Annotated in this window: 21 protein-coding genes and 1 riboswitch; of the genes, 11 read left to right on the top strand and 10 right to left on the bottom strand. The window is 41.1% G+C overall.

What is annotated here, in order from left to right; genetic code table 11:
- The first annotated feature begins 69 nt into the window (after nt 1–69).
- Nucleotides 70–140, top strand: a riboswitch (Fluoride riboswitch).
- 111 nt (nt 141–251) lie between these two features.
- Nucleotides 252–632, top strand: a complete 381-nt coding sequence (crcB, locus tag PSE60_RS08435; protein WP_272665123.1) for a fluoride efflux transporter CrcB — start codon at nt 252–254, stop codon at nt 630–632.
- A 1-nt stretch (nt 633) separates the two neighbouring features.
- Here crcB and PSE60_RS08430 read toward each other — a convergent pair whose 3' ends face one another.
- Entirely contained in the window at nt 634–1,584 is a 951-nt protein-coding gene (locus tag PSE60_RS08430) for a sugar-binding transcriptional regulator (RefSeq protein WP_272665122.1), read from the bottom strand.
- Between the two features lie 177 nt (nt 1,585–1,761).
- Here PSE60_RS08430 and dalD point away from each other — a divergent pair, with 177 nt between their 5' ends.
- The 6 genes from dalD to PSE60_RS08400 all read left to right on the top strand — a co-directional run bounded on the left by dalD (nt 1,762) and on the right by PSE60_RS08400 (nt 10,357).
- Nucleotides 1,762–3,150, top strand: a complete 1,389-nt coding sequence (gene dalD / locus PSE60_RS08425; RefSeq protein ID WP_272665120.1) for a D-arabinitol 4-dehydrogenase — start codon at nt 1,762–1,764, stop codon at nt 3,148–3,150.
- An 11-nt stretch (nt 3,151–3,161) separates the two neighbouring features.
- Entirely contained in the window at nt 3,162–4,631 is a 1,470-nt protein-coding gene (xylB, locus tag PSE60_RS08420) for a xylulokinase (protein WP_210839416.1), read from the top strand.
- A 90-nt stretch (nt 4,632–4,721) separates the two neighbouring features.
- A complete protein-coding gene (locus PSE60_RS08415; protein WP_210839414.1) occupies nt 4,722–6,011 on the top strand; it encodes an MFS transporter in 1,290 nt (429 codons plus the stop codon).
- A gap of 639 nt (nt 6,012–6,650) precedes the next feature.
- Nucleotides 6,651–7,874, top strand: coding sequence for a hypothetical protein (locus PSE60_RS08410; RefSeq protein ID WP_272665119.1), 1,224 nt, complete (start codon nt 6,651–6,653; stop codon nt 7,872–7,874).
- A 5-nt stretch (nt 7,875–7,879) separates the two neighbouring features.
- A complete protein-coding gene (locus tag PSE60_RS08405; RefSeq protein ID WP_272665118.1) occupies nt 7,880–9,115 on the top strand; it encodes a Zn-dependent hydrolase in 1,236 nt (411 codons plus the stop codon).
- 57 nt (nt 9,116–9,172) lie between these two features.
- Complete coding sequence (locus PSE60_RS08400; protein WP_272665117.1) at nt 9,173–10,357, top strand: amidohydrolase; 1,185 nt, start codon at nt 9,173–9,175, stop codon at nt 10,355–10,357.
- Nucleotides 10,358–10,484: 127 nt separating this feature from the next.
- On the opposite strand, the gene PSE60_RS08395 is transcribed toward PSE60_RS08400, so the two are convergent.
- Together PSE60_RS08395 and PSE60_RS08390 are read right to left on the bottom strand one after the other, a co-directional pair.
- Nucleotides 10,485–10,661 (bottom strand): DUF2526 family protein, encoded by a 177-nt coding sequence (locus PSE60_RS08395; protein ID WP_210837742.1) that lies wholly within the window; start codon nt 10,659–10,661, stop codon nt 10,485–10,487.
- 67 nt (nt 10,662–10,728) lie between these two features.
- The gene (locus tag PSE60_RS08390; RefSeq protein WP_272665116.1) at nt 10,729–11,289 is read right to left on the bottom strand and encodes a helix-turn-helix domain-containing protein; all 561 of its coding nucleotides are present in this window, start codon (nt 11,287–11,289) and stop codon (nt 10,729–10,731) included.
- 82 nt (nt 11,290–11,371) lie between these two features.
- Here PSE60_RS08390 and PSE60_RS08385 point away from each other — a divergent pair, with 82 nt between their 5' ends.
- Together PSE60_RS08385 and PSE60_RS08380 are read left to right on the top strand one after the other, a co-directional pair.
- Nucleotides 11,372–12,037 (top strand): AzlC family ABC transporter permease, encoded by a 666-nt coding sequence (locus tag PSE60_RS08385; RefSeq protein WP_272665115.1) that lies wholly within the window; start codon nt 11,372–11,374, stop codon nt 12,035–12,037.
- Nucleotides 12,038–12,039: 2 nt separating this feature from the next.
- The gene (locus tag PSE60_RS08380; protein ID WP_210837736.1) at nt 12,040–12,357 is read left to right on the top strand and encodes an AzlD domain-containing protein; all 318 of its coding nucleotides are present in this window, start codon (nt 12,040–12,042) and stop codon (nt 12,355–12,357) included.
- Nucleotides 12,358–12,470: 113 nt separating this feature from the next.
- On the opposite strand, the gene PSE60_RS08375 is transcribed toward PSE60_RS08380, so the two are convergent.
- Nucleotides 12,471–12,659: a YegP family protein gene (locus tag PSE60_RS08375; protein WP_004263611.1), complete on the bottom strand. Its 189-nt coding sequence runs from the start codon at nt 12,657–12,659 to the stop codon at nt 12,471–12,473.
- Nucleotides 12,660–12,961: 302 nt separating this feature from the next.
- A complete protein-coding gene (locus PSE60_RS08370) occupies nt 12,962–13,357 on the bottom strand; it encodes a hypothetical protein (RefSeq protein WP_272665114.1) in 396 nt (131 codons plus the stop codon).
- Nucleotides 13,358–13,536: 179 nt separating this feature from the next.
- Here PSE60_RS08370 and PSE60_RS08365 point away from each other — a divergent pair, with 179 nt between their 5' ends.
- Nucleotides 13,537–14,541 carry a luciferase-like monooxygenase gene (locus PSE60_RS08365; RefSeq protein ID WP_210837732.1) on the top strand — a complete coding sequence of 335 codons (1,005 nt, stop codon included), beginning with the start codon at nt 13,537–13,539 and terminating at the stop codon, nt 14,539–14,541.
- A gap of 95 nt (nt 14,542–14,636) precedes the next feature.
- On the opposite strand, the gene PSE60_RS08360 is transcribed toward PSE60_RS08365, so the two are convergent.
- The 4 genes from PSE60_RS08360 to hxpB all read right to left on the bottom strand — a co-directional run bounded on the left by PSE60_RS08360 (nt 14,637) and on the right by hxpB (nt 18,441).
- A complete protein-coding gene (locus PSE60_RS08360; RefSeq protein ID WP_004910319.1) occupies nt 14,637–15,026 on the bottom strand; it encodes a YkgJ family cysteine cluster protein in 390 nt (129 codons plus the stop codon).
- A 408-nt stretch (nt 15,027–15,434) separates the two neighbouring features.
- Nucleotides 15,435–16,826 (bottom strand): L-cystine transporter, encoded by a 1,392-nt coding sequence (locus tag PSE60_RS08355; protein WP_272665113.1) that lies wholly within the window; start codon nt 16,824–16,826, stop codon nt 15,435–15,437.
- Between the two features lie 181 nt (nt 16,827–17,007).
- A complete protein-coding gene (locus PSE60_RS08350; protein WP_272665112.1) occupies nt 17,008–17,583 on the bottom strand; it encodes a metal-dependent hydrolase in 576 nt (191 codons plus the stop codon).
- Between the two features lie 192 nt (nt 17,584–17,775).
- On the bottom strand, nt 17,776–18,441 hold the full coding sequence (hxpB, locus tag PSE60_RS08345; RefSeq protein WP_272665111.1) for a hexitol phosphatase HxpB: 666 nt from the start codon (nt 18,439–18,441) through the stop codon (nt 17,776–17,778).
- A gap of 295 nt (nt 18,442–18,736) precedes the next feature.
- Between hxpB and PSE60_RS08340 the strand changes: the two genes are divergently transcribed.
- A complete protein-coding gene (locus tag PSE60_RS08340) occupies nt 18,737–19,276 on the top strand; it encodes a YniB family protein (protein WP_272665110.1) in 540 nt (179 codons plus the stop codon).
- A gap of 289 nt (nt 19,277–19,565) precedes the next feature.
- On the opposite strand, the gene PSE60_RS08335 is transcribed toward PSE60_RS08340, so the two are convergent.
- Nucleotides 19,566–20,435 carry a fructosamine kinase family protein gene (locus PSE60_RS08335; protein ID WP_272665109.1) on the bottom strand — a complete coding sequence of 290 codons (870 nt, stop codon included), beginning with the start codon at nt 20,433–20,435 and terminating at the stop codon, nt 19,566–19,568.
- Between the last annotated feature and the right edge of the window lie 17 nt (nt 20,436–20,452).

Here is a 20,452-nt window from a genome sequence, read left to right as displayed (position 1 = left end):
TAGAATCATTCATGCCATCTATTATAAAATGGGTTTACATAGCCTAATTAGTTGCCTTATTATTTTAGAATGTATTTGGGAGATGGCATTCCTCCTTTTTATAAAACCGCCCGCAGAGGGCTGATGATGCCTACGTTAACCTTTTCATTGAATAGGGTACGTAGGTATTATGTGCCCTGGATTTTGGGCATAAATGCGGCAATAGGAAACTTTCCTTTCATTTATCCCGCCAAACATCAAAGGAAGTTTCTATGTATGCCTCATTATTTGCAATTGCGATTGGTTCAGTGCTTGGCGGATGGCTAAGATGGTTTGTTAGCCTAAGACTCAATCACCTTTACCCAAACATTCCCCTTGGTACGGTTGCGGTCAACTTAATTGGCGGCTTTGTTATTGGTTTTGCCATTTCGTATTTTGCCAATGCAAATATTAGCCCTGCCTATAAATTATTCATTGTGACGGGTTTCTGTGGTGCATTTACCACCTTTTCGACCTTTTCACTCGAAGTGTTGTTGCTAATCCAAGAAGGTAAATTGGGCTTCGCCATTAGTACCATTGCCATCCACGTAATTGGGGCCTTAATATTTACCTTGCTTGGAATGTTATGCCATCATTGGTTAACACAGGCATAATTTATTTATTAGCTAACAAATGATGTGCAGTGGCTTCATCGGTCACTAAGCCTGTTACCCAACCGCCATTCATAACTGCTTGAATTGCTTGTGTTTTGTGTGCTCCGCCCGCAAATGCGATTACAGGCCTATTTGGGGAAGGGAACAGCGGAACACTGGTGTGTGTGTCATCCAAAGCTGTAGAAAGTCGCTCGCCGTTAGCTTGGATAAAATGCCCCAATAGCTCTGCGGTTACACCTTTTTCTAATAACATTTCCATTTGTTCATCGGTGACGAAACCTTCCGAATTGAGTGGGCAGCCTTTGCCGACTTCACCAATACCAATAAAGGTAATATCTGCATTCAGAGCCTTTTCCGTGACTTCCTTATACACGCGATGTTGGCACCACATTGCTTTATCTTCTGGGCTGTCGGCGTACAGTGGCGCAGGTAGAATATAGTGTCGGCATTGTAATTTTTCTGCAAAACGTAATGGAATATCATAGCGTGTTGCTGAGCTATCGCGGGCAATAGCGCCTATTAGTGAAACACATTGGTGCTGGGAGGTTTCTAGATAAGGAAGGGCATCAATAATACAGCGTAATGTTCTACCTGAACCAATACCAATAATTTGAGGCTTATCGGGTTCGATTAATTGTTCCATGAGCTCAGCACCGGCCACTGAAATCATATCGAGTGTAGCTTCTGTATCCAGTTGCCCTGACGGGACAACAAAGCAATGTGTTAGGTGATACTTTTGCTGAATTTCATTAGCGAGCTTTAAACATTCAGTAATCGGGTGCGTGATTTGCACCTGAACCATACCTTGTTCTTTTGCTAGAGAAATAAGGCGTTGAGCGACTTGTCTCGATAGCCCAAGTTCATGCGCAATTTCCTGTTGTGTTTTGCCTGCCACAAAATATAGCCATGCCGCACGTGCAGCTTGTTCCATTTTTTTTAATTCTTTCTGCATGGACATTCTCCTGCTGGTTTCGCTTATTGTAATTCTGGGCAATTGTTTATTAAAAGGGCAAAAGTCAATACTGTGAGCATTATCGCAGTAATTGTGATCAGATTGAAACTAAAATATAACAAACGGGCATATGCCCAAAAAAATAGCAATTATTTAATTTTAGGTTAAGGAGTCACAATGCTAAAGCAGAAATCAGTGTGGATGCACATCGGTGCTGGGTCATTTCATCGTGCTCACCAAGCGTGGTATTTGCACCGCTTGATTCAACAAGGGGATGATAGTTGGTCAATTGCCTTAGGGAATATTCGCAATGATGCGAATGCATTGCTTGATAACTTAACCAAGCAAAATGGGGAATATACCCTTGAAACAGTCTCACCTGAAGGTGAGCGTCATTATGAAAAAATTACTTCAGTGCGCAAAGTATTGCATTGGGATGATAATTTAAGCCAATTAGTGGAACAAGGCTGTGATAAAGCAACTCGTGTTATTGCTTTCACGGTCACAGAAGCAGGCTATTATTTAACCCCGCAGCATGAATTAGATGCAGAACAGCCAGACATTAAAGCCGATTTAACGGGCAAAATGAGCACGATCTACGGTGCGTTAACTCAAATTTTACGCGCACGTTTAGCGGCTCATGGTGAACCTGTCACTTTGTTAAACTGTGATAATTTGCGCCACAATGGCGAACGGTTTAGACACGGCTTTTTATCGTTTCTGCAATTAAAAGGTGAAACTGAGCTATACCAATGGGTGAAAGAAAATACGCGTTCGCCGAACACCATGGTTGATAGGATCACGCCTCGCCCAACGCCAGATGTTGCTGAACGTGTTAAACAGCAAACGGGTTGGGATGATAAAGCACCTATCATGGGAGAGGCATTCATTCAGTGGGTGATTGAAGATGACTTTATTAATGGACGTCCTGCATTAGAAAATGTCGATGTAGAAATGGTTGAGTCCGTTTTACCGTGGGAAGAAGCGAAAATTCGTATTCTGAATGCCAGCCACAGTTGCATTGCTTGGGCAGGAACCTTAATCGGTTTGAACTTTATTGATGAAAGCACCCGCCAACCTGCTATCAAACAAATGGCATGGAATTATGTGACACAGGATGTTATCCCGTCATTGTCACCAAGCCCCCTTGATTTAGAACAATACCGTGATGTAGTACTCGCGCGCTTTAGTAATCCGTATATTCAGGATACTAATCAACGTGTTGCTGCTGATGGTTTATCAAAAATTCCTGGTTTTATTACACCAACACTACAAGAATGCTATCAGCGTCAGCAGACTCCGGCAGCGACAGCTGTGCTGCCCGCTTTATTTTTCGTATTTCTACAGCGCTGGGCTCGTGGTGAATTACCTTATGAGTATCAGGATGGAGTGCTGGATGTCGCGCTATATCAAAAAATGATGAATAGCAGTGACGCATTGTCGCAATTTGTCTCCAGTGAAATGCTATTCGGTTCACTTGCTCATGCTACCGAATTCCATGAATTGATGAGCAACACCGTTGAAAAAGTTGAAAATTGGCTCAAGTCACCTCAACAACCTCTGTAAGGAGAAAGGCGATGTACCTCGGAATTGACTTAGGCACTTCAGAACTTAAGGCTGTATTAATTAATGCTCAGGGTGAAATTGTTGCCTCAAGCCATATGGCATTAACAGTACAAAGGCCACATTCTCAGTGGGCTGAGCAATCGCCAGATAGTTGGTGGGAAGCCACCAATGCGGTTGCCGCTACCTTGCGCCAAAAATCCCCAGAAGCATGGGCGGCGGTAAAAGCGATTGGCTTATCGGGCCAAATGCACGGTGCGGTATTATTAGACAGCCAGCACCAAGTACTTCGCGACTGTATTTTATGGAATGACACCCGCAGTGCGAAGGAATGTGAATGGTTAATGGAAAATCACCCTGAGTTTCTAACTATTGGCGCTAATTTAGTGATGCCAGGTTTCACAGCACCCAAATTATTGTGGGTTGCACGCCATGAGCCTGAAATATTCAAACAAGTTGCCAAGGTGTTGCTTCCTAAAGATTATTTACGTTGGAAAATGACTGGCCAATTTACCAGTGATATGTCTGACGCTTCAGGTACATTGTGGTTGGATGTGGCTAAGCGTGATTGGTCAGATGAATTATTAGCGGCAACCAATCTAACTCGTGAACAGATGCCAGCTTTAGTTGAAGGTGCTGAAAAAAGTGGTGTGTTACGGGCCGATTTAGCTTCGCAGTGGGGGTTAAGTGCCGATGTGATTATTGCTGGTGGAGGGGGTGACAATGCGGCCTCTGCGGTAGGCGTTGGCGCAATTAATGATGGCGATGCTCTGATTTCTTTGGGGACATCTGGCGTTATTTTTGTGGTTAATAATCAACTACAAGCAGCACCACATCAGGGGGTCCATGCTTTTGCCCATGCATTACCAAACCGCTGGCACCAAATGAGTGTGATGTTAAGTGCTGCCAATTGTTTGCGTTGGCTTTGCCAACTTCTTTCCACAACTGAAAACCAGCTAATGGATGAAGTGGGGCAATTGACCGATGACCAGAAAAAGTTAGCGCCAGTATTTTTGCCTTACCTTTCAGGGGAAAGAACGCCTCATAATGACCCTTACGCAATGGGTTCATTTTTTGCGTTAAAAAATGAAACAACGCGTGCTCAGCTTGGTTATGCGGTGATTGAAGGGGTGACCTTCGCTCTGGCGGATGGCATGCAGGTTTTAACGCAAACGGGAACGCAAATTAGTCGGTGTAGCTTAACGGGGGGAGGAGCACGTAGTCCTGTTTGGGCACAACTGATTGCTGATGTTATCGATATACCGATTGTGACCCACCCAGCGAGTTCATCGGGGGCTTTAGGTGCGGCCCGTTTAGCATGGCTGGCGGACGGTGGTAATACAGAAACCGTGTGCCAAAAACCAGAAGTGTTAAGTACCTATTTACCGCAGAAACAGTACCAAACTTGGTTAAATCAACGGCTTGATGTTTTCCGTTTATTATACCAACAGCAAAAACAAGCAAGGGAATTATTGCCACAATAGGCGAGTGTGGCGGTGTTTCCCTACACATCACCGCCACAGCTATCTCTTCGCGATTGATTAAAATAACAAAATTAAAATGAGGAAACTGCAATGGAACAGAAGCAGTATTGGCTTGGTCTACCTAAGCATTTGTTCTGGGGTTTTATTGCTATTGCTATTTTTATGAGTGGTGATGGCTTTGAAATGGCTTTTTTATCAAAACATATTACTGATTTAGGGTTTACACCGGCACAATCAGCGATGGTATTTACTGTCTATGGCTTAATGGCAGCTGTTGCGGCGTGGGCATCTGGTGTTGTGGCTGAAATTATCACCCCCCTAAAAGCCATGATGATCGGGTTCATTCTCTGGATTGTCATGCATGCATTGTTCATGGCGTTCGGTCTGGGCATGAAAAGCTATACCTTGATGCTACTATTTTACGGCATTCGTGGATTAGCTTATCCATTGTTTATTTATTCATTTATGATGATGTTGGTACAAGTCATTCCTCGAGCGCACCTTGCCGCCGCTACCGGTTGGTTTTGGGCGATGTATTCAGTCGGAATTGGTGTCATTGGTAGCTATTTACCTAGCTTTTCAATCCCAATGATGGGGGAGACGGGCACATTATGGATGGCAATTGGTTGGGTTGCACTTGGTGGTGCGATTGCATACTTTAGCCTACGTAATGTTCCAGTTGATCGCTCTAAAGTCAATTTACCGATGAAAGATAAAATGGCCGAGTTATCCCGAGCTGCGACTATTTTATTCACCAACAAAGATATCTTTATGGCGAGTTTAATCCGCATTATCAATACCATTTCGTTATTTGGTTTTGCGATTATCATGCCATTATTATTTGTTGATCGCTTAGGCTTTACTATTTCTGAATGGCTACAAATTTGGGCGGTATTCTTCTTTGTGACTATCTTCACCAATATTTTTTGGGGAATTGTTGGCGAGCATATTGGTTGGGTTCGCCAAGTTAGATGGTTTGGCTGTTTAGGTATGGCAATATCCAGCTTAATGTTTTACTACTTACCCGTTTATTTCGGTCATAATTTTGCCATAGCATTAATACCTGCCATTTTATTGGGTATCTTTGTGGCTGCTTTTGTTCCAATGACCGCGGTATTCCCGAGTATTGAGCCGCACCATAAAGGAGCAGCAGTCTCAATTTATAACCTTTCAGCGGGGTTAAGTAATTTTGCCGCACCTGCAATTGCCAGTTTAGTATTGCCTTTCTTTGATATTGTGGGCGTTGTGTGGGCCTATACAGGTTTGTATATCTTTGCAGGAATACTGACATTCTTTATTAAAGTGCCACAACCCGGTTTTGAAAATAATCGCAAAATAAAACCAGCGAAGGTGGTGACTGAACAACAAACCAGTCATTAATTTACTTTATCTAATATCATTAAACCCTGTAGATAGTGAATTATCTATGGGGTTTTTCTTTATTTAACCAAACTCTGTTATTGAGACAAACTAAATTGAAGATGAAGGGATATCGTCCTTTACAACGGCAATATAAAGAGAAACGGTTTAAAAATAAAATAAAGTAGAATATTTCCTATAAATAGAAATATGAGTCATATTTATAAGGTGATTTTTCATCTTATTGCGATAATTATTGAAAATACAGCACTGGACAATAGAATATAATTTCATAGATTAAAAAATCAGCTACAGTCGATTTGTTTATAAATAATTACATAAATGACATAAAATATTAACTTCTAAACCTGCATTTAGAGAATATTAAGGTGCTTGCCCCCTTTCAATGTTATATCTGACTATTTAACTCACAGCTTACCTTTATTCCAAGCTGTTTAAATCCGGTTTTACTCTCTATACATCTGAATTTTCGGTGTTATGATGAATTTTGTTGCAAATTCGTATATTTGTAGCGAAATACTCTCTATATTGGTGTTTTATTGCGCCAAATAAAATTTATAATCCAATCTTAATTAAAATTAATAGTTTGTAATACTAAAAAATAATCTAATAAAAAAAGATAATTGCGGGGAAAAAGTTATGTCACAGATGTTAGCTCTGTTTCTGATAGTAGGGATATTATATATAGGGGATGCTATAGCCGTTAGAACTAAGGCTTGGATCCCATCTGTATTTGTATGCGCAGTGCTCTTCCTTTTAGGTTATTGGACTATTTTCCCGAAAGATATTGTGAGTATTGCCGGTATTCCTCAAGTGGTTGCGGTTACCTTGATGTATTTGTTAATTACAAATATGGGGACCTTATTATCGCTAAAAGAATTATTACGCCAATGGAAAACCATTCTTATCTCCTTAGCTGGGATTTTAGGCATCATTTTCTTAACCTTTATTGTTGGTATAACCTTATTTGATTTAAATACGGTATTAGTTGCAGTTCCTCCGTTGGTTGGTGGTATTGTTTCTTCGTTAATTATGTCAAAAGGTGCTGCGGAGGCAGGTCTTGTTGATCTTTCGGTTTTCGCAATTTTAATTTACGTCATGCAGGGGTTTGCAGGTTATCCATTAACTGCGGTGATGCTAAAAAAAGAAGGGCGCCGAGTTTTAGAAAAATATCGCAATGGCCAATGGCAAGAAACCTTACCGGTAGACGGGGCGAAAGAGGTCGAAGTTAAAACGGTGGTGTCTGAAGATGAAATGCCACGTATGTTTAAAAAAATTCCTAATCACTATAACACGAGCTATTTTAAATTCTTACGCTTAGCTGCGGTAGGCTATTTGGCTTATTTGGCCTCATCTTATGCAGCCCCTTATGTCAGCATTAGCCCATTTGTATTGTGCTTATTATTTGGTGTTATTGCTTCTTCATTGGGTTTCTTAGAAAGACAGCCGTTACAAAAAGCTAACGGCTTTGGGTTCGCAATTATGGCTTTAATGTTGTTTATTTTCGATACATTAAACCACGCGACCCCCGATATGTTATTACGCCTAGTTTATCCGATGGTGGTGTTAATTAGTGCAGCGGTTATTGGGATGTACCTTGCATCTTGGGTGGTTGGTAAAATATTAGGCGTTACCAAAGAAATGGCATTTGCTGTTGCGCTAACAGCGTTATATGGCTTTCCTGCTGACTACATTATTACTAATGAAGCAATCAACGCGTTAACGAAAGACGAAAAAGAACGCCAAGTATTAACTAGCCATATGTTAGGACCAATGTTAGTGGGTGGCTTTATTTCTGTGACCATGGTTTCTGTCGTATTAGCAGGTATTATGGTGGCTTATATTGTTCCGATTGCAGGGTAAAAATAATGGAAACAAGTACTTCAAGAATTCAGCGCCATTTAGAACAGTTGGCAGAATATACCGCAACGCCGGGTCAGGGTACTACGCGGATGAGTTACAGCGAACAAGATAAACAAGCGCGCGATTACCTAAAACAAGAAATGCGTACCTTAGGATTACAGGTTCGTGAGGATGCTATTGGCAATATTTATGGGCGCTTAGAAGGCCAGCAACCGGATTTGCCTACGGTCATTGTCGGTTCACATTTTGATTCGGTTCCTCACGGTGGGGCATTTGATGGTCCAGCTGGTATTGTCACCGGTTTGGATGTTGTGGCGCGTATTCGCGAACAAAATTTAACACCAAAATATCCCTTAGAAGTGATAGCGTTGGTTGAAGAAGAAGGTACCAGTTTTGGTCGTGGTTTGATGGCTTCGAGTGTAATAGCAGGGCTAATTGGCACCAAAGAATTATATCAGTTAAAGGATAGGCAAGGCGTGAGTGCTGCTGCACGCATGGCCGCGGCTGGGTTCAATGCAGACAACGCAGCGCAAGCGGTTCTTAATCCTAAAAATGTCAAAGCGTTCTTAGAGCTACATATCGAACAAGGCCCAGTGTTAGAACAGGCCAATGAAGATGTAGGGATCGTAGAAACTATCGTAGGCATCAGTCAGTTAGAAATTAAATTGACAGGTAAAGCAGGCCATGCAGGTACCACGCCGATGAATATGCGAGCCGATGCATTAGTGTGTGCTAGCCAAATTATTAGCCAAATCCCTGCACTAGCAACGGCCGCGGGGGGTAATACGGTGGCGACCGTAGGGCGGTTAGCGGTATTGCCGAATGGGGCTAATGTCATCCCAAGCGAAGTCACTTTTAGCGTTGATATTCGTTCCAAAAATGATATTGCGTTACGTAAGGTGATTGAGCAAGTTATTGAGTTAACGGAGCAAGTTAGCAATTCATTAGCTATTTCAAGCGATATTGTTCAGCCGTTATATGTTCAGCCAACGGAGCTCAATAGTGATATTCATCAACTGATGCAACAACATGCTAGTGATCAAAACTTACGTTTTCGTTCAATGGTTAGTGGTGCAGGGCATGACACTATGATTTTTGCAGGTATTACTCAAACAGGACTGATATTTGTGCCAAGTCGTAATGGATTAAGCCATCATCCAGATGAATGGACGGATTATGCACAAATTGCAAGAGGTGCAGATGTGATGTTTGCTACTGTTAAGTCATTAATAGAATGCTAATTAATAAATAAACCAGGTAAATTATCTGGTTGTGTAATAGGGTAAAAAGGTAGAAAAATGATCAACAAAACAATTACAGCCGCAATCAAAAAACACACACCTGAAATGATTGCTTTTCGTCGTGATCTACACGCTCACCCTGAACTACCGTTTGAAGAAATTCGTACAACAAAACGTATTGCCGAAGAATTAGACAAAATTGGAATAGCGTATCGATTAACCGAACCTACAGGTGTTATTGCTGAAATTAAAGGTGGTAAGCCAGGTAAAACGGTTGCTCTGCGTGCAGATATAGACGCATTACCCGTTTTGGAATTGAATGATTCATTAGAATATAAATCGACTATTGAAGGTAAAATGCATGCTTGTGGCCATGATGCGCATACGGCAATGCTATTAACCGCAGCCAAAGCGTTGTATGAGGTACGTGAAGAATTAGCCGGTAATGTGCGTTTAATTTTCCAACCAGCGGAAGAAATTGCTCAAGGCGCATTAGCCATGATCAAACAAGGCGCAATCGAAAATGTGGATAACGTTTTTGGTATGCATATTTGGACAACCACACCATCAGGAAAAGTGTCTTGTAATGTGGGAGGTTCTTTTGCTTCCGCTGATTTACTGAAAGTCACCTTTAAAGGCCGTGGTGGTCATGGTTCTATGCCAGAGGCCACTATTGACGCTGCGGTTGTTGCTTCTGCATTTGTCATGAATTTACAAGCGATTGTCTCCCGTGAAACGTCGTCTTTAGACTCAGCTGTGGTCACGATAGGTAAGATGGATGTCGGGACACGTTTCAATGTTATCGCTGAAAATGCAGTATTGGACGGCACGGTACGTTGTTTTGATATCGAAACTCGTAACCGTATCGAAGCTGCGATCCGTCGTTATGCAGAGCATACAGCGGCTATATATGGTGCGACTGCACATGTTGATTATATCTATGGGACACTACCTGTTATTAATGAGGAGCGCAGTGCGTTATTGGCTCAGTCAGTGATTTCTCAAGCTTTTGGTGAGCAAACCCTGATTAATGAAAGACCAACACCGGGCGGTGAAGACTTCAGCTTCTACATTGAAAATATCCCAGGGTGCTTTGCTTTATTAGGCACAGGAAATGCTGAAAAGGATACTCAGTGGGCACATCATCATGGCTGTTTTAATATTGATGAAGACACGATGGCCACAGGAGCTGAACTTCATGCGCAATATGCGTGGAGTTATTTACAGCAACAGGAATTTTAATTGAGTATGTTAATGCTATTAGGGCTAGTTATTTTGCCAATACCGGGGTTACCACTAGCCCTACTGCCTATTTATTTTGCCTATTAAGATTGGTTAAAACTGCGAATAGCGGCCTATTGTATGGCTGCTATTTGTCGTGATGAATAAAAATAGCTTCTCTTAAACGCTGTTGTTGTTCAAAACGTTGTTCTTGGTTGATTTGCTGATCATGAGATAGCTGCATTAGCATTTCATTCATATTATGAACTGAGCTTTCATCAATCAGTTGATTTATTTTTTCAACAATTTCATCATAGTAGGACATAAAGCAGGCTCCAATTAATATTCACTAAAGTTATCATAACGCTAAATCTAATGGGTCAGATAGGTTATTAATTCTGTTTATCGATCACCATAACTGCCATCGTATTGGGTTCTAAGGCTCGCATTATATGCGGCTCATCTCCGGGGTAGTGAATATAGTCCCCAACCTGTAACTCAACAGGATTATCCAATGGGCCGACTAACGCTCTGCCGGACATAATAATGATGTGCTCGCTGACACCATGCATATGCGGTTCTGAAATACGATCACGACCGGGCTGGGTAACCACAGTATAAATATCACGTCGCGAATCTGCAGGGGCTGATGAGAGCAAAAAGGCCAAATAATTCGCGTGTTCAGCACTGACTGGTATCGCCTCTCCATGACGGATCACCGTGACAGCCTCTTGTTTTTCTTCAATTAATCGCGCAAAAGGAATGTCTAAAGCCACACAAAGTGCCCATAAGGTTTCAATGCTAGGGTTACCACTACCAGATTCCAATTGAGAAAGTGTAGATTTAGCGATGCCCGCTTTGCGAGATAGCTCTGATAGGGATAGCCCGCTTTTTTGTCTTTCACGACTAAGGGCTTTCGAAATCAACTCAATGGGTGGGGAAGGTAGATTCAATGTTAATTTTCCTATTTAGATTGCACTTTATACTATCTATCGACATAATGAACGAATGTATTATATATCGAACGGTCTAGGGATGCTAACTTCAATAAGCTCAACATTAAATCATAGCACAGTGAAAAATATAGCTCTTGTCTGTTTTGCTGACTTAATTGTCGGCATTTCTTATGGAGCATTGGCGCTTTCGCAAGGGTTTGATTGGTGGGTGCCACTTACTTTATCTATTTTAGTGCTCGCAGGGGCGTCTGAATTTTTGTTTATTGGTGTTATTTTTGCAGGGGGGAGCCCACTTTCTGCTGCACTTGCGGGGTTGCTAGTCAATTCACGACATATCCCTTTTAGTTTTGCGACTAGCGAATTAACGGGCAAAGGAGTGAAGTCATTACTGGGCTACCATATTATGAACGATGAGAGTGTTGTATTTGGTTTAGCTCAAGAAACTGAATCAGAAAAACGCGCAGCTTTTTGGTTGTGTGGGATAGGTATTTTATTGTGTTGGCCTGTCGGTGTCGTGATAGGTGAGGTATTGGGCAGCTTTATTAGTGATACGCATATATATGGGATGGATGCGATGTTTCCTGCGATCATTTTAGCACTTTCATTGCCTGCGTTATCGGATAAACGCCTGAGGTTAACTGCCATTATTGGTGCAGTCATTGCGGTTGCAACCACACCAGTCTTACCCGCAGGGATCCCTGTATTACTGGCACTATTGAGTTTGGTTATTTATATAAGGAAATAATAATGACAAATAACCCATGGTTAATTATTAGCGGTATTTTGTTGTTGGCAGTTGGCACTTATTTAATGCGAGCCTCAGGCGCTTTGCTGCGCGGCCGAGTGGTACTTTCTGAAAATAATAAAATGTTATTTTCAGCAGCAGCCATTGTTATTTTATTCTCAGTGGCAGTGACATCGACATTATTTTCCGGTGATGAGATTTCTGATTGGCCTAAGATTGTAGGCGTGCTGGTGGCAGGGGTACTAACGTGGTTTAAAAAGCCTTTTATTATCATTGTGTTGTCAGCTGCGATTGTGACTGCGTTACTTAGGTTATTCTAAATAAGGTTATTCTAATTAGAGTTAATCTGAATAGCGCTTATTTATATATCTTATATAAGCCAGAGCAGATAAAAAAGTGACCCCGACTTGAAGAGAGTTGGGGTCACTGAAATTTACTCAGTGAGATCTTTTATTGTTTCAGAAGAGCCATTTTTTTGGACAGAGGCAATCCCTTTTAGCGCAGATTGCTTGGAAGCATACATTTCACTTTTAGCAATCACTTCATGATTTGCTGCTTTTAAAACGAAATAGTAAGGCTGAGCAACGTCTTTAGTGGATTTTTTTAATTCAAAATACCCCATGTTAAGCTCCTGATTTTCTATTGAAAGGATGACAAACAAAGTGTTAATAGGTAACTGATATTAACAATCTGCTTGAATTAAGGTTAGTCGCTATTAGGTGTTATTACTAGGGAGAAGGATTCAATTCGGATAAACTTTTTTTTAAAAAAAAGCCTCTGGGAAGCAGAGGCAATCGTAGGATATATAGAACTCTTTATTATCTGAATAAAATATCGGCTTTTTCTTGTAACAGCTATCTGGTTGTACTTATCGATATAAAAGGTTTTGCCGATAACTTCACTAATCCTCATTGATGCTAACTATTATTTTGCCGCTGGAGCACTAATTGGTTCTGGTATCGGCATGGTATTCATTGGTTTAAATTCAGGAACTTCCATCACTGTAACTTTGACAATATAGCGTTTGCCATCTTCGATTTTAGGGGCACTATTGGCCAGTTTTTTTACAGTTTCATTTGGTGTTGTCGTTTGTTCTGCAACGCTATATACCATATTGTGATGGTTACCCATGTGCTGACGAGGCATTTTTTGGTTTACACCATTTGCTGCTGCGGTAAAACCGACGGTTAATAATGCTAAAGCTAATAAACCTGTATTTAATTTTTTCATTTCAGTTTCCTCTGTATTGGTGATGAGCGAATCATTCACCAATTCATTTCGTCTCGCAATCGCTTTTACCTCCCCTGACGGAAGCTCCATAATTACTGCACTTTTTATTCAAGCTTGTTCCATAATTTTTATAAAACAGTGGGTTAGTAGACGATAATTTACATTTTTAGACCACTTGTGCTAATGCAAATTTCAGTGCTGGAGACATCAAAGGGGATAGTCTAGGATGGTAAGTTAGGTTCAACAAAACTCTAACAAAGTGAGTGTGTATGTCAGATAAAAAAATTCCTCTTTCGTTGCTCGACCTTGCGCCAATCATTCAGGGGTCGACAGCTAAAGAGGCCTTTGCTCATTCTCTTGATATTGCCCAACTAGCCGAAAAACTTGGTTATCATCGTTATTGGCTTGCGGAACACCATAATATGACAGGGATTGCAAGTGCGGCCACCTCGGTGCTAATAGGTTATCTTGCTGCAAATACGCGCACTTTGCGTTTAGGCTCTGGTGGCGTCATGTTACCGAATCATTCACCGTTGGTGATTGCAGAGCAATTTGGCACGCTAAATACACTTTACCCTGAACGTATCGATTTAGGTATAGGGCGTGCACCAGGAAGTGACCAACGGACGATGCAAGCTTTACGTCGCCATATGAATACGGATATCGATAATTTCCCGCAAGATGTAGCGCAAATTATTAATTGGTTTGATGCCATAAACCCAGATCCAGCCGTGCGTCCAGTGCCCGGCTTTGGTGAAAAAATTCCGGTTTGGTTGCTAGGGTCGAGTTTATACAGTGCAAGGTTAGCTGCGCAGATGGGGCTTCCTTTTGCTTTTGCCTCTCATTTTGCTCCTGATTTGCTATTACAAGCGTTGGAAGTTTATCGTGCTAATTTCCAGCCATCGCAGAGACTCTCTAAGCCGTATGCAATGGTTTGCATTAATATCATTGCCGCAGAGACTCAACGTGAAGCGGAATTTTTATTTACATCGATGCAGCAAGCCTTTGTCATGCTACGTCGTGGCCAACCCTCTCAACTTCCTGCACCAGTCGAAAGCATGGAAAATATCTGGTCACCTGCCGAGGAATTTGGTGTTCAACAAGCATTAGGAATGTCACTGGTAGGGGATAAAACCAAGGTACGTCATGGGTTGGAAACGATATTGAGGCAAACTCAAGCGGACGAAATTATGGTTAATGGCCAAATTTTTGATCATCAAGCTCGTTTGCACTCTTTTGAGTTAGCGATGCAGGTAATGAATGAAATTATGTAATGTATATAGCTGAGCGGTTAACACCAGTGCAAGGACGCATTTTTCAGACTTGATGCAAAAAAGAGATAACCCAGAAAAATCTGGGTCATTGACGGCTAGCAAGCTATTTGTGGTTGATGAGGCTCTAAGGGGGGTAAACCGTGAGCAGCACGCGCTCTATCGCAGGCTTCGTTGTAAACACCATCCTGCCAAGATTGTTCGAACTCACGACACGGTGTGGGTCTTTGTGCATAAATCGAACAAGACACACACTCACCAATAGTGCCCTCTAAAGCCGTACAGCGGGTATTTTGTTTTTGATTGGTGCCATGCATACAACTCATAAATGGGGTAATTTGCTCAGTTAAATGTTGTGGTACAACACCACCGCCACTTTCTGCCTCAGCCCAATAAAAAGAGACACGAAAATAGGCACAACATGCACCGCAGCTTACACAAGGGTTTTCTGAAGAAGCAGTTTTTAGGATATGGACATTATTAGTCATATTAAAAAACCATAAATGATGTTGATAAAATACCCATAGGAAATGGGTTGACGCAACACAAGCAGGAAGCTCAAGAAAACGTTGCTCAGACTTTATTATCTTACGTAATTCCAGTTTATTGCAATATTATTCAGCACAAAAAACTGATTTTTTTAATGTTCACCAAGGTTAATAAAATTGACGTATTTGTGATAACCATAAAAAAACCTGCCAGTAGGCAGGTTCAGACTGCTGACAAACCTATTATGTTTGGCGGCAAGTCTGATAGGTTTTGAAAATAAATGAGGAAAATCAATTTATTGATTTTCGGCTGATAACACAAAGCGGGAAAAACCACGCTTTTATCCCGCTTTGTCAACAACCTCAACCTGCCAGAAGGCAGGTTTTTGTTTGAACTATGATGATAAATTAAACGTGTTTTAAATCTGCGTCATCATTTTGGTTGAATATCGCTTTATCGGTTTCACCCATCAATTGGCTAGTCACAGTACCTGCTGTCATTGAACCACTGACATTCAACGCAGTACGGCCCATATCAATTAATGGCTCAACTGAGATTAACAGAGCAACTAATGTGACAGGTAAGCCCATTGCGGGTAGTACAATTAACGCTGCGAAAGTTGCACCGCCACCAACACCAGCAACCCCAGCTGAACTGATAGTAACAATACCGACTAATGTCGCAATCCACAGAGGATCGAATGGGTTGATACCCATTGTTGGTGCCACCATTACTGCTAACATTGCAGGATAGATACCGGCACAACCATTTTGCCCAATCGTTGCACCAAAAGATGCAGAGAAGCTAGCAATGGACTCCGGGATACCGAAACGACGTGTTTGCGTTTCAATATTCAGTGGAATACTTGCTGCACTTGAACGACTAGTGAATGCAAAGGTCAACACTGGCCCAGCTTTTTTAAAGAACTTAATCGGGTTTAAGCCTGTTGTCGCAACTAAAATACCGTGTATGACAAACATAATGCCTAACGCAACATAGGACGCAATAACAAAAGTTCCTAAGTTGATGATGTCATGCAAGTTTGAACTTGCTACAACTTTAATCATCAGCGCCATCACACCATACGGCGTTAAACGCATTACTAAGCGAACTAGCTTCATTGCCCAAGCTTGCATAACATCAATCGCTGCTAAGGCTTTCTCACCGCGCTCTTTATCATCTTTAAACAATTGCAGTGCGGCAACGCCAAGGAAGGCAGCAAAAATAACGACACTAATAATCGATGTTGGGCTTGCTCCAGTTAAATCCGCAAATGGGTTTTTGGGAATAAATGATAAAATTAGCTGAGGTACGGTTAAGTCAGAGACTTTTCCAATATAATTGCTTTCTATCGCAGATAAACGAGCTGTTTCAGATTGACCTTGAACTAAACCTTCTGCAGTCAGGCCGAATACATTGGCAATTAAAATACCAACTAACGCAGCAATAGCTGTAGTAAATAACAAAGTGCCAATTGTTAAAAAGCTAATTTTACCCAGTGAAGAGGCTTTATGTAATCTCGCCACCGCACTTAGAATTGAAGCAAATACCAATGGCATAATCACCATTTGTAATAGCTGCACATACCCATTTCCGACAATATTAAACCACAGAATGGAGTCTTTTACCGTTTGATGGCCACTACCGTACACGAGGTGCAGTACTACCCCGTAAGCAACACCGAAAACCAGACCGACTAAAACTTTTTTAGATAGGCTCCAGCCTTTAGCCCCTAGTTTTGCCAACAGTATTAGTAGTGCTACAAAGCCGAGCACATTAATAATTAGAGGAATATTCATTCCGAACTCCAAATCATATTTTTATAAGGTGTGTTACTTGCCCTTTAATCCTTATTGGTTATAAGGATTTAGTTGCTTCAAACAACTGGTTATATGTTATCAGCTGATAAAACACATTTCTTATACCCAAAAGTAATAAGATAGTGCTATTCATACTTACATTATATGACAAAACTATAATTTATGTAGGGAAGTATATATCTATTTGATTATGAATATATTTTATAATTACATCAACGTGATGATAAAAATCGAATTGGTAACCTGCAGGTAATAAGCAGGCACAAACGGTCAAAATAATGGCAACAAAGCGCTCTCCACGTTGGCTATTTTTACCGCGGATCATGGGAAAACAAAAACGCTGGGGGAGTGGCCATAGTAACGGTACTCCCGAAGGAGTGAGCATATCGGCGACTAGATGGCTGATATAACCTAATAAAAAGGCTTGGATAATATCATTTGGGATTGCCCATTCAGTAGGTACCCATTGATAACAAGAAATCATCAATAGAAACCATGCAACTAGGCTATGAGTAAACCCACGGTGCCCGCAAAGCTTGGAAATGGGTAATGAAAAAATCCGCAGTAATCGACCAGGAATTGAGGAAGGGTGGTCAATATCGGGCAATAATGCGCCTAATAAGGCTCCTGGAACCATGTGCAGCCAATCACCATGAGCAATCTCTGGGGTGATTTGAAGTTTATGAGCCATTATTAAAGAGGCGACGGAAAAAAGCAGATGCCCTTCAGCTGTCATGGTGGATAAAATACCATCTGTTTATCTATACAGTTGATTGGCAGTATAAAGTGTTTGAAAAGAATATGATAGTAGTAGAAAGGTAAAAAAACTCTTATTTATTAGCAGATAAGGAAAGAACTTTATAATTTTAAACAATTCCCCTACCTAGGTTAGATAGGGGTGAACACTTATTAGACACACAAAGTATTTTTAACGTAAATGTTCATATTTCAAGTCATTCAGTGAGGCTAGCTTGATATCGGCTAAACCAAAGCGCGGATCATTAAAATGTTTGCTGTCAGGTACGACAATTGAACGCATTCTGGCCGCTTTTGCAGAAATCATACCGTTAAATGAATCTTCTAATGAAGCACAATTGACCGGTTTAGTCGATAACTCAGCTGCTGCTTTAAGATAAACTTCAGGGTGCGGTTTACTCAAGGGTAAATCAGCCGCAGAAATAACCGCAGAGAAATAATCACGGATATCCAGAAGGTTTAATACTTTTTCTAACATGTACAAAGGGGAAGCGGAAGCCAGTGCAATTTTTAAATCCATTGAACGGCAAAGCTCCATGGCATGTTGCACTCCCGGTAGAATAGGGCGTGTTTCTTCAACTAAGCCAACAACACGGTCAATGATGCGTTGTGTGGCTTCTTCTTGGCTGCATCCTTGCCAAGGGGAGGCGTGGTACCAAAGCTCCACCACATGGTCAATACGTAAACCTAAGGTATCAGGCAGGGTATCAGCAATTGAAACGTCGACACCCAATTGTGAAAAAATCTCAAGTTCAGCCTGTGCCCAAAAAGGTTCCGAGTCGATCAATAAACCATCCATATCAAAAATGACCGATTGGATGGGAAGATTATGGTACATGTCAAAACTCCATTCATGTCGTATCTATTAACGAAGGAGCAATGATACCAGTAAACTGGTGTCAAGCGTATTACTTGAAGTCAGCATTAAGCTAATATTGAGAAATTATCGGACAGTATGAAGTAAAAGCGTAATGGTAATTAACGACTACACTTTTTTGATTAGTCTGAAAGTCTAAATATAATTATCAATTATGAATTGAAATTTGGAGACGATGAATTTTTTCAGCTATGATTAGCGTTGAAAAATCATTGTAAAAATTTATCAAAAATAATAACGCTGAGGAAAAGCAGTAATGAATTACCATAATGCCAATTATGTCGCAATCGGCAAACGTATTCTGGGTTGGGTTGTTTTTCTGTTAGCATTAATTTCGACATTGGCGTCTTTAATTAAACTGGCTGGCATGAAGGGGCTTGCAGGTGAGGGGATCAATGCGGTCGCTAATGATTTTATTAAATTAATGGCGGAAATGGCCCGCCAAACTACGCCTTTCCTAAATTTCTTTTGGAATAACTCACCAGTACCTCAAGTTGCTAATGGGTTTTCTGGCAGCAATATCAGCTTTATCATCATTTTTATTTTTATTTTTGTTGGGCTCGCATTAAGTGCATCAGGTTTGCGCATGTACCGACAAATTAAGTTTATCCGTGAAAGTTTAGAAGACCACGTGATCATAGAAAAAGCAAAAGGCATCGATATATCGAAAGAAGAACTAGAAGCTAAAGTGACTATTCCACGTCACACTATTTTCACTCAATTTTTTCTTCTTTATTTTTGGCCAATTGTATTGGGGGTGGCACTGTATTTTCTTCTACGCTTCCTTAACTGGTAATTTTCGTCATACTTCACGTTATGAGGGTGTTGGCTGCGTTTAGCTACTCGGGTCACATACTTGTGTATGCTTCTTGAGATATCTGCACTTGCCGCCTACTCATAACGCGAATTATTTAGAAAATTAAATTTTCGTCGTACTTGATGTGATGAGGGTGTTGGCTGTGTTTAGCTACTCGGGTCACATACTTATGTATGCTCCCCGAGATATCTGCACTTGCCGCCTTGCCACGGCTCGAATTATTTAGAAAATTAAATAGTGTTGATACTTTATGTTCAAAAACAGGAGCTTATTTTTCGCTGAGTAGGCTATCAATAATTGTCTGCGCTTGGTGATAACTTTGTTCGTTACCAAATATGTGGGCTTGATTGAGTAAATAATATAACTGATAGATTGGTTGCCTATCTAAAAATCCATTTGGCAGTGGCCAAACACTTTGGTAGCCATCAATAATTTGGATCGGAAGTTCTTGATATAATGGCAACATCGCGATATCGCATTCCCTATCGCCCCAATAACAGGCAGGGTCATACAGTACCCCTTCAATATTTTGAGTGATAGCACAGTTTGCTGGCCATAAATCACCATGTAATAAAGAAGGTTGTGGTTGATGCCCAGCAAGTTTGTCTTTAACAATATCAACAATCTGCTGAATATCCGCAAAAACCATCCCCTTTTCTGAGGCCAGTTGTAATTGCAAGCCAATACGCTTTTCTGCAAAGAATGAGCTCCAGCGCTTTTCCCAACCATTAGGCTGAACAATCGTGCTGAGCATGGTATCAAAATCGAACCCGTAACTGGGTTGTTCTTCCCATTGATGTAAACGCGCTAATTGCTGACCAAAGTGCCAAGCATTGGTATTATCAAAGGGTTTAAGAGGGAAATATTCGAGGAGTAGGAAACTATGGTGCTTATTACTGCCAACCCCGTAAACCTTAGGAACGGTTATAGTTTGGCTTTTGGCGAGCATTTCAAGTTGTTCAGCTTCTTGTTTGAACAAAGGTAAAAACTCACGCCGATTTTGCTTAATGAACACGGTATGTTCGCCATAGTCAATTCTTAACGTATGGTGAATATCACCACCAGAGAGAATGACTTTGTTACGTAGCTCTGCTTCACCTAAGTGTTCACTTAATAAACGACACATTGCTTGCCACATGACTCACCTCGCTCTGC

Origin of the sequence: Providencia sp. PROV174, assembly GCF_028480685.1 — a bacterium.
In the GTDB taxonomy this organism is placed as follows: domain Bacteria; phylum Pseudomonadota; class Gammaproteobacteria; order Enterobacterales; family Enterobacteriaceae; genus Providencia; species Providencia rettgeri.
This window is presented reverse-complemented; position numbering and strand designations above follow the sequence as displayed.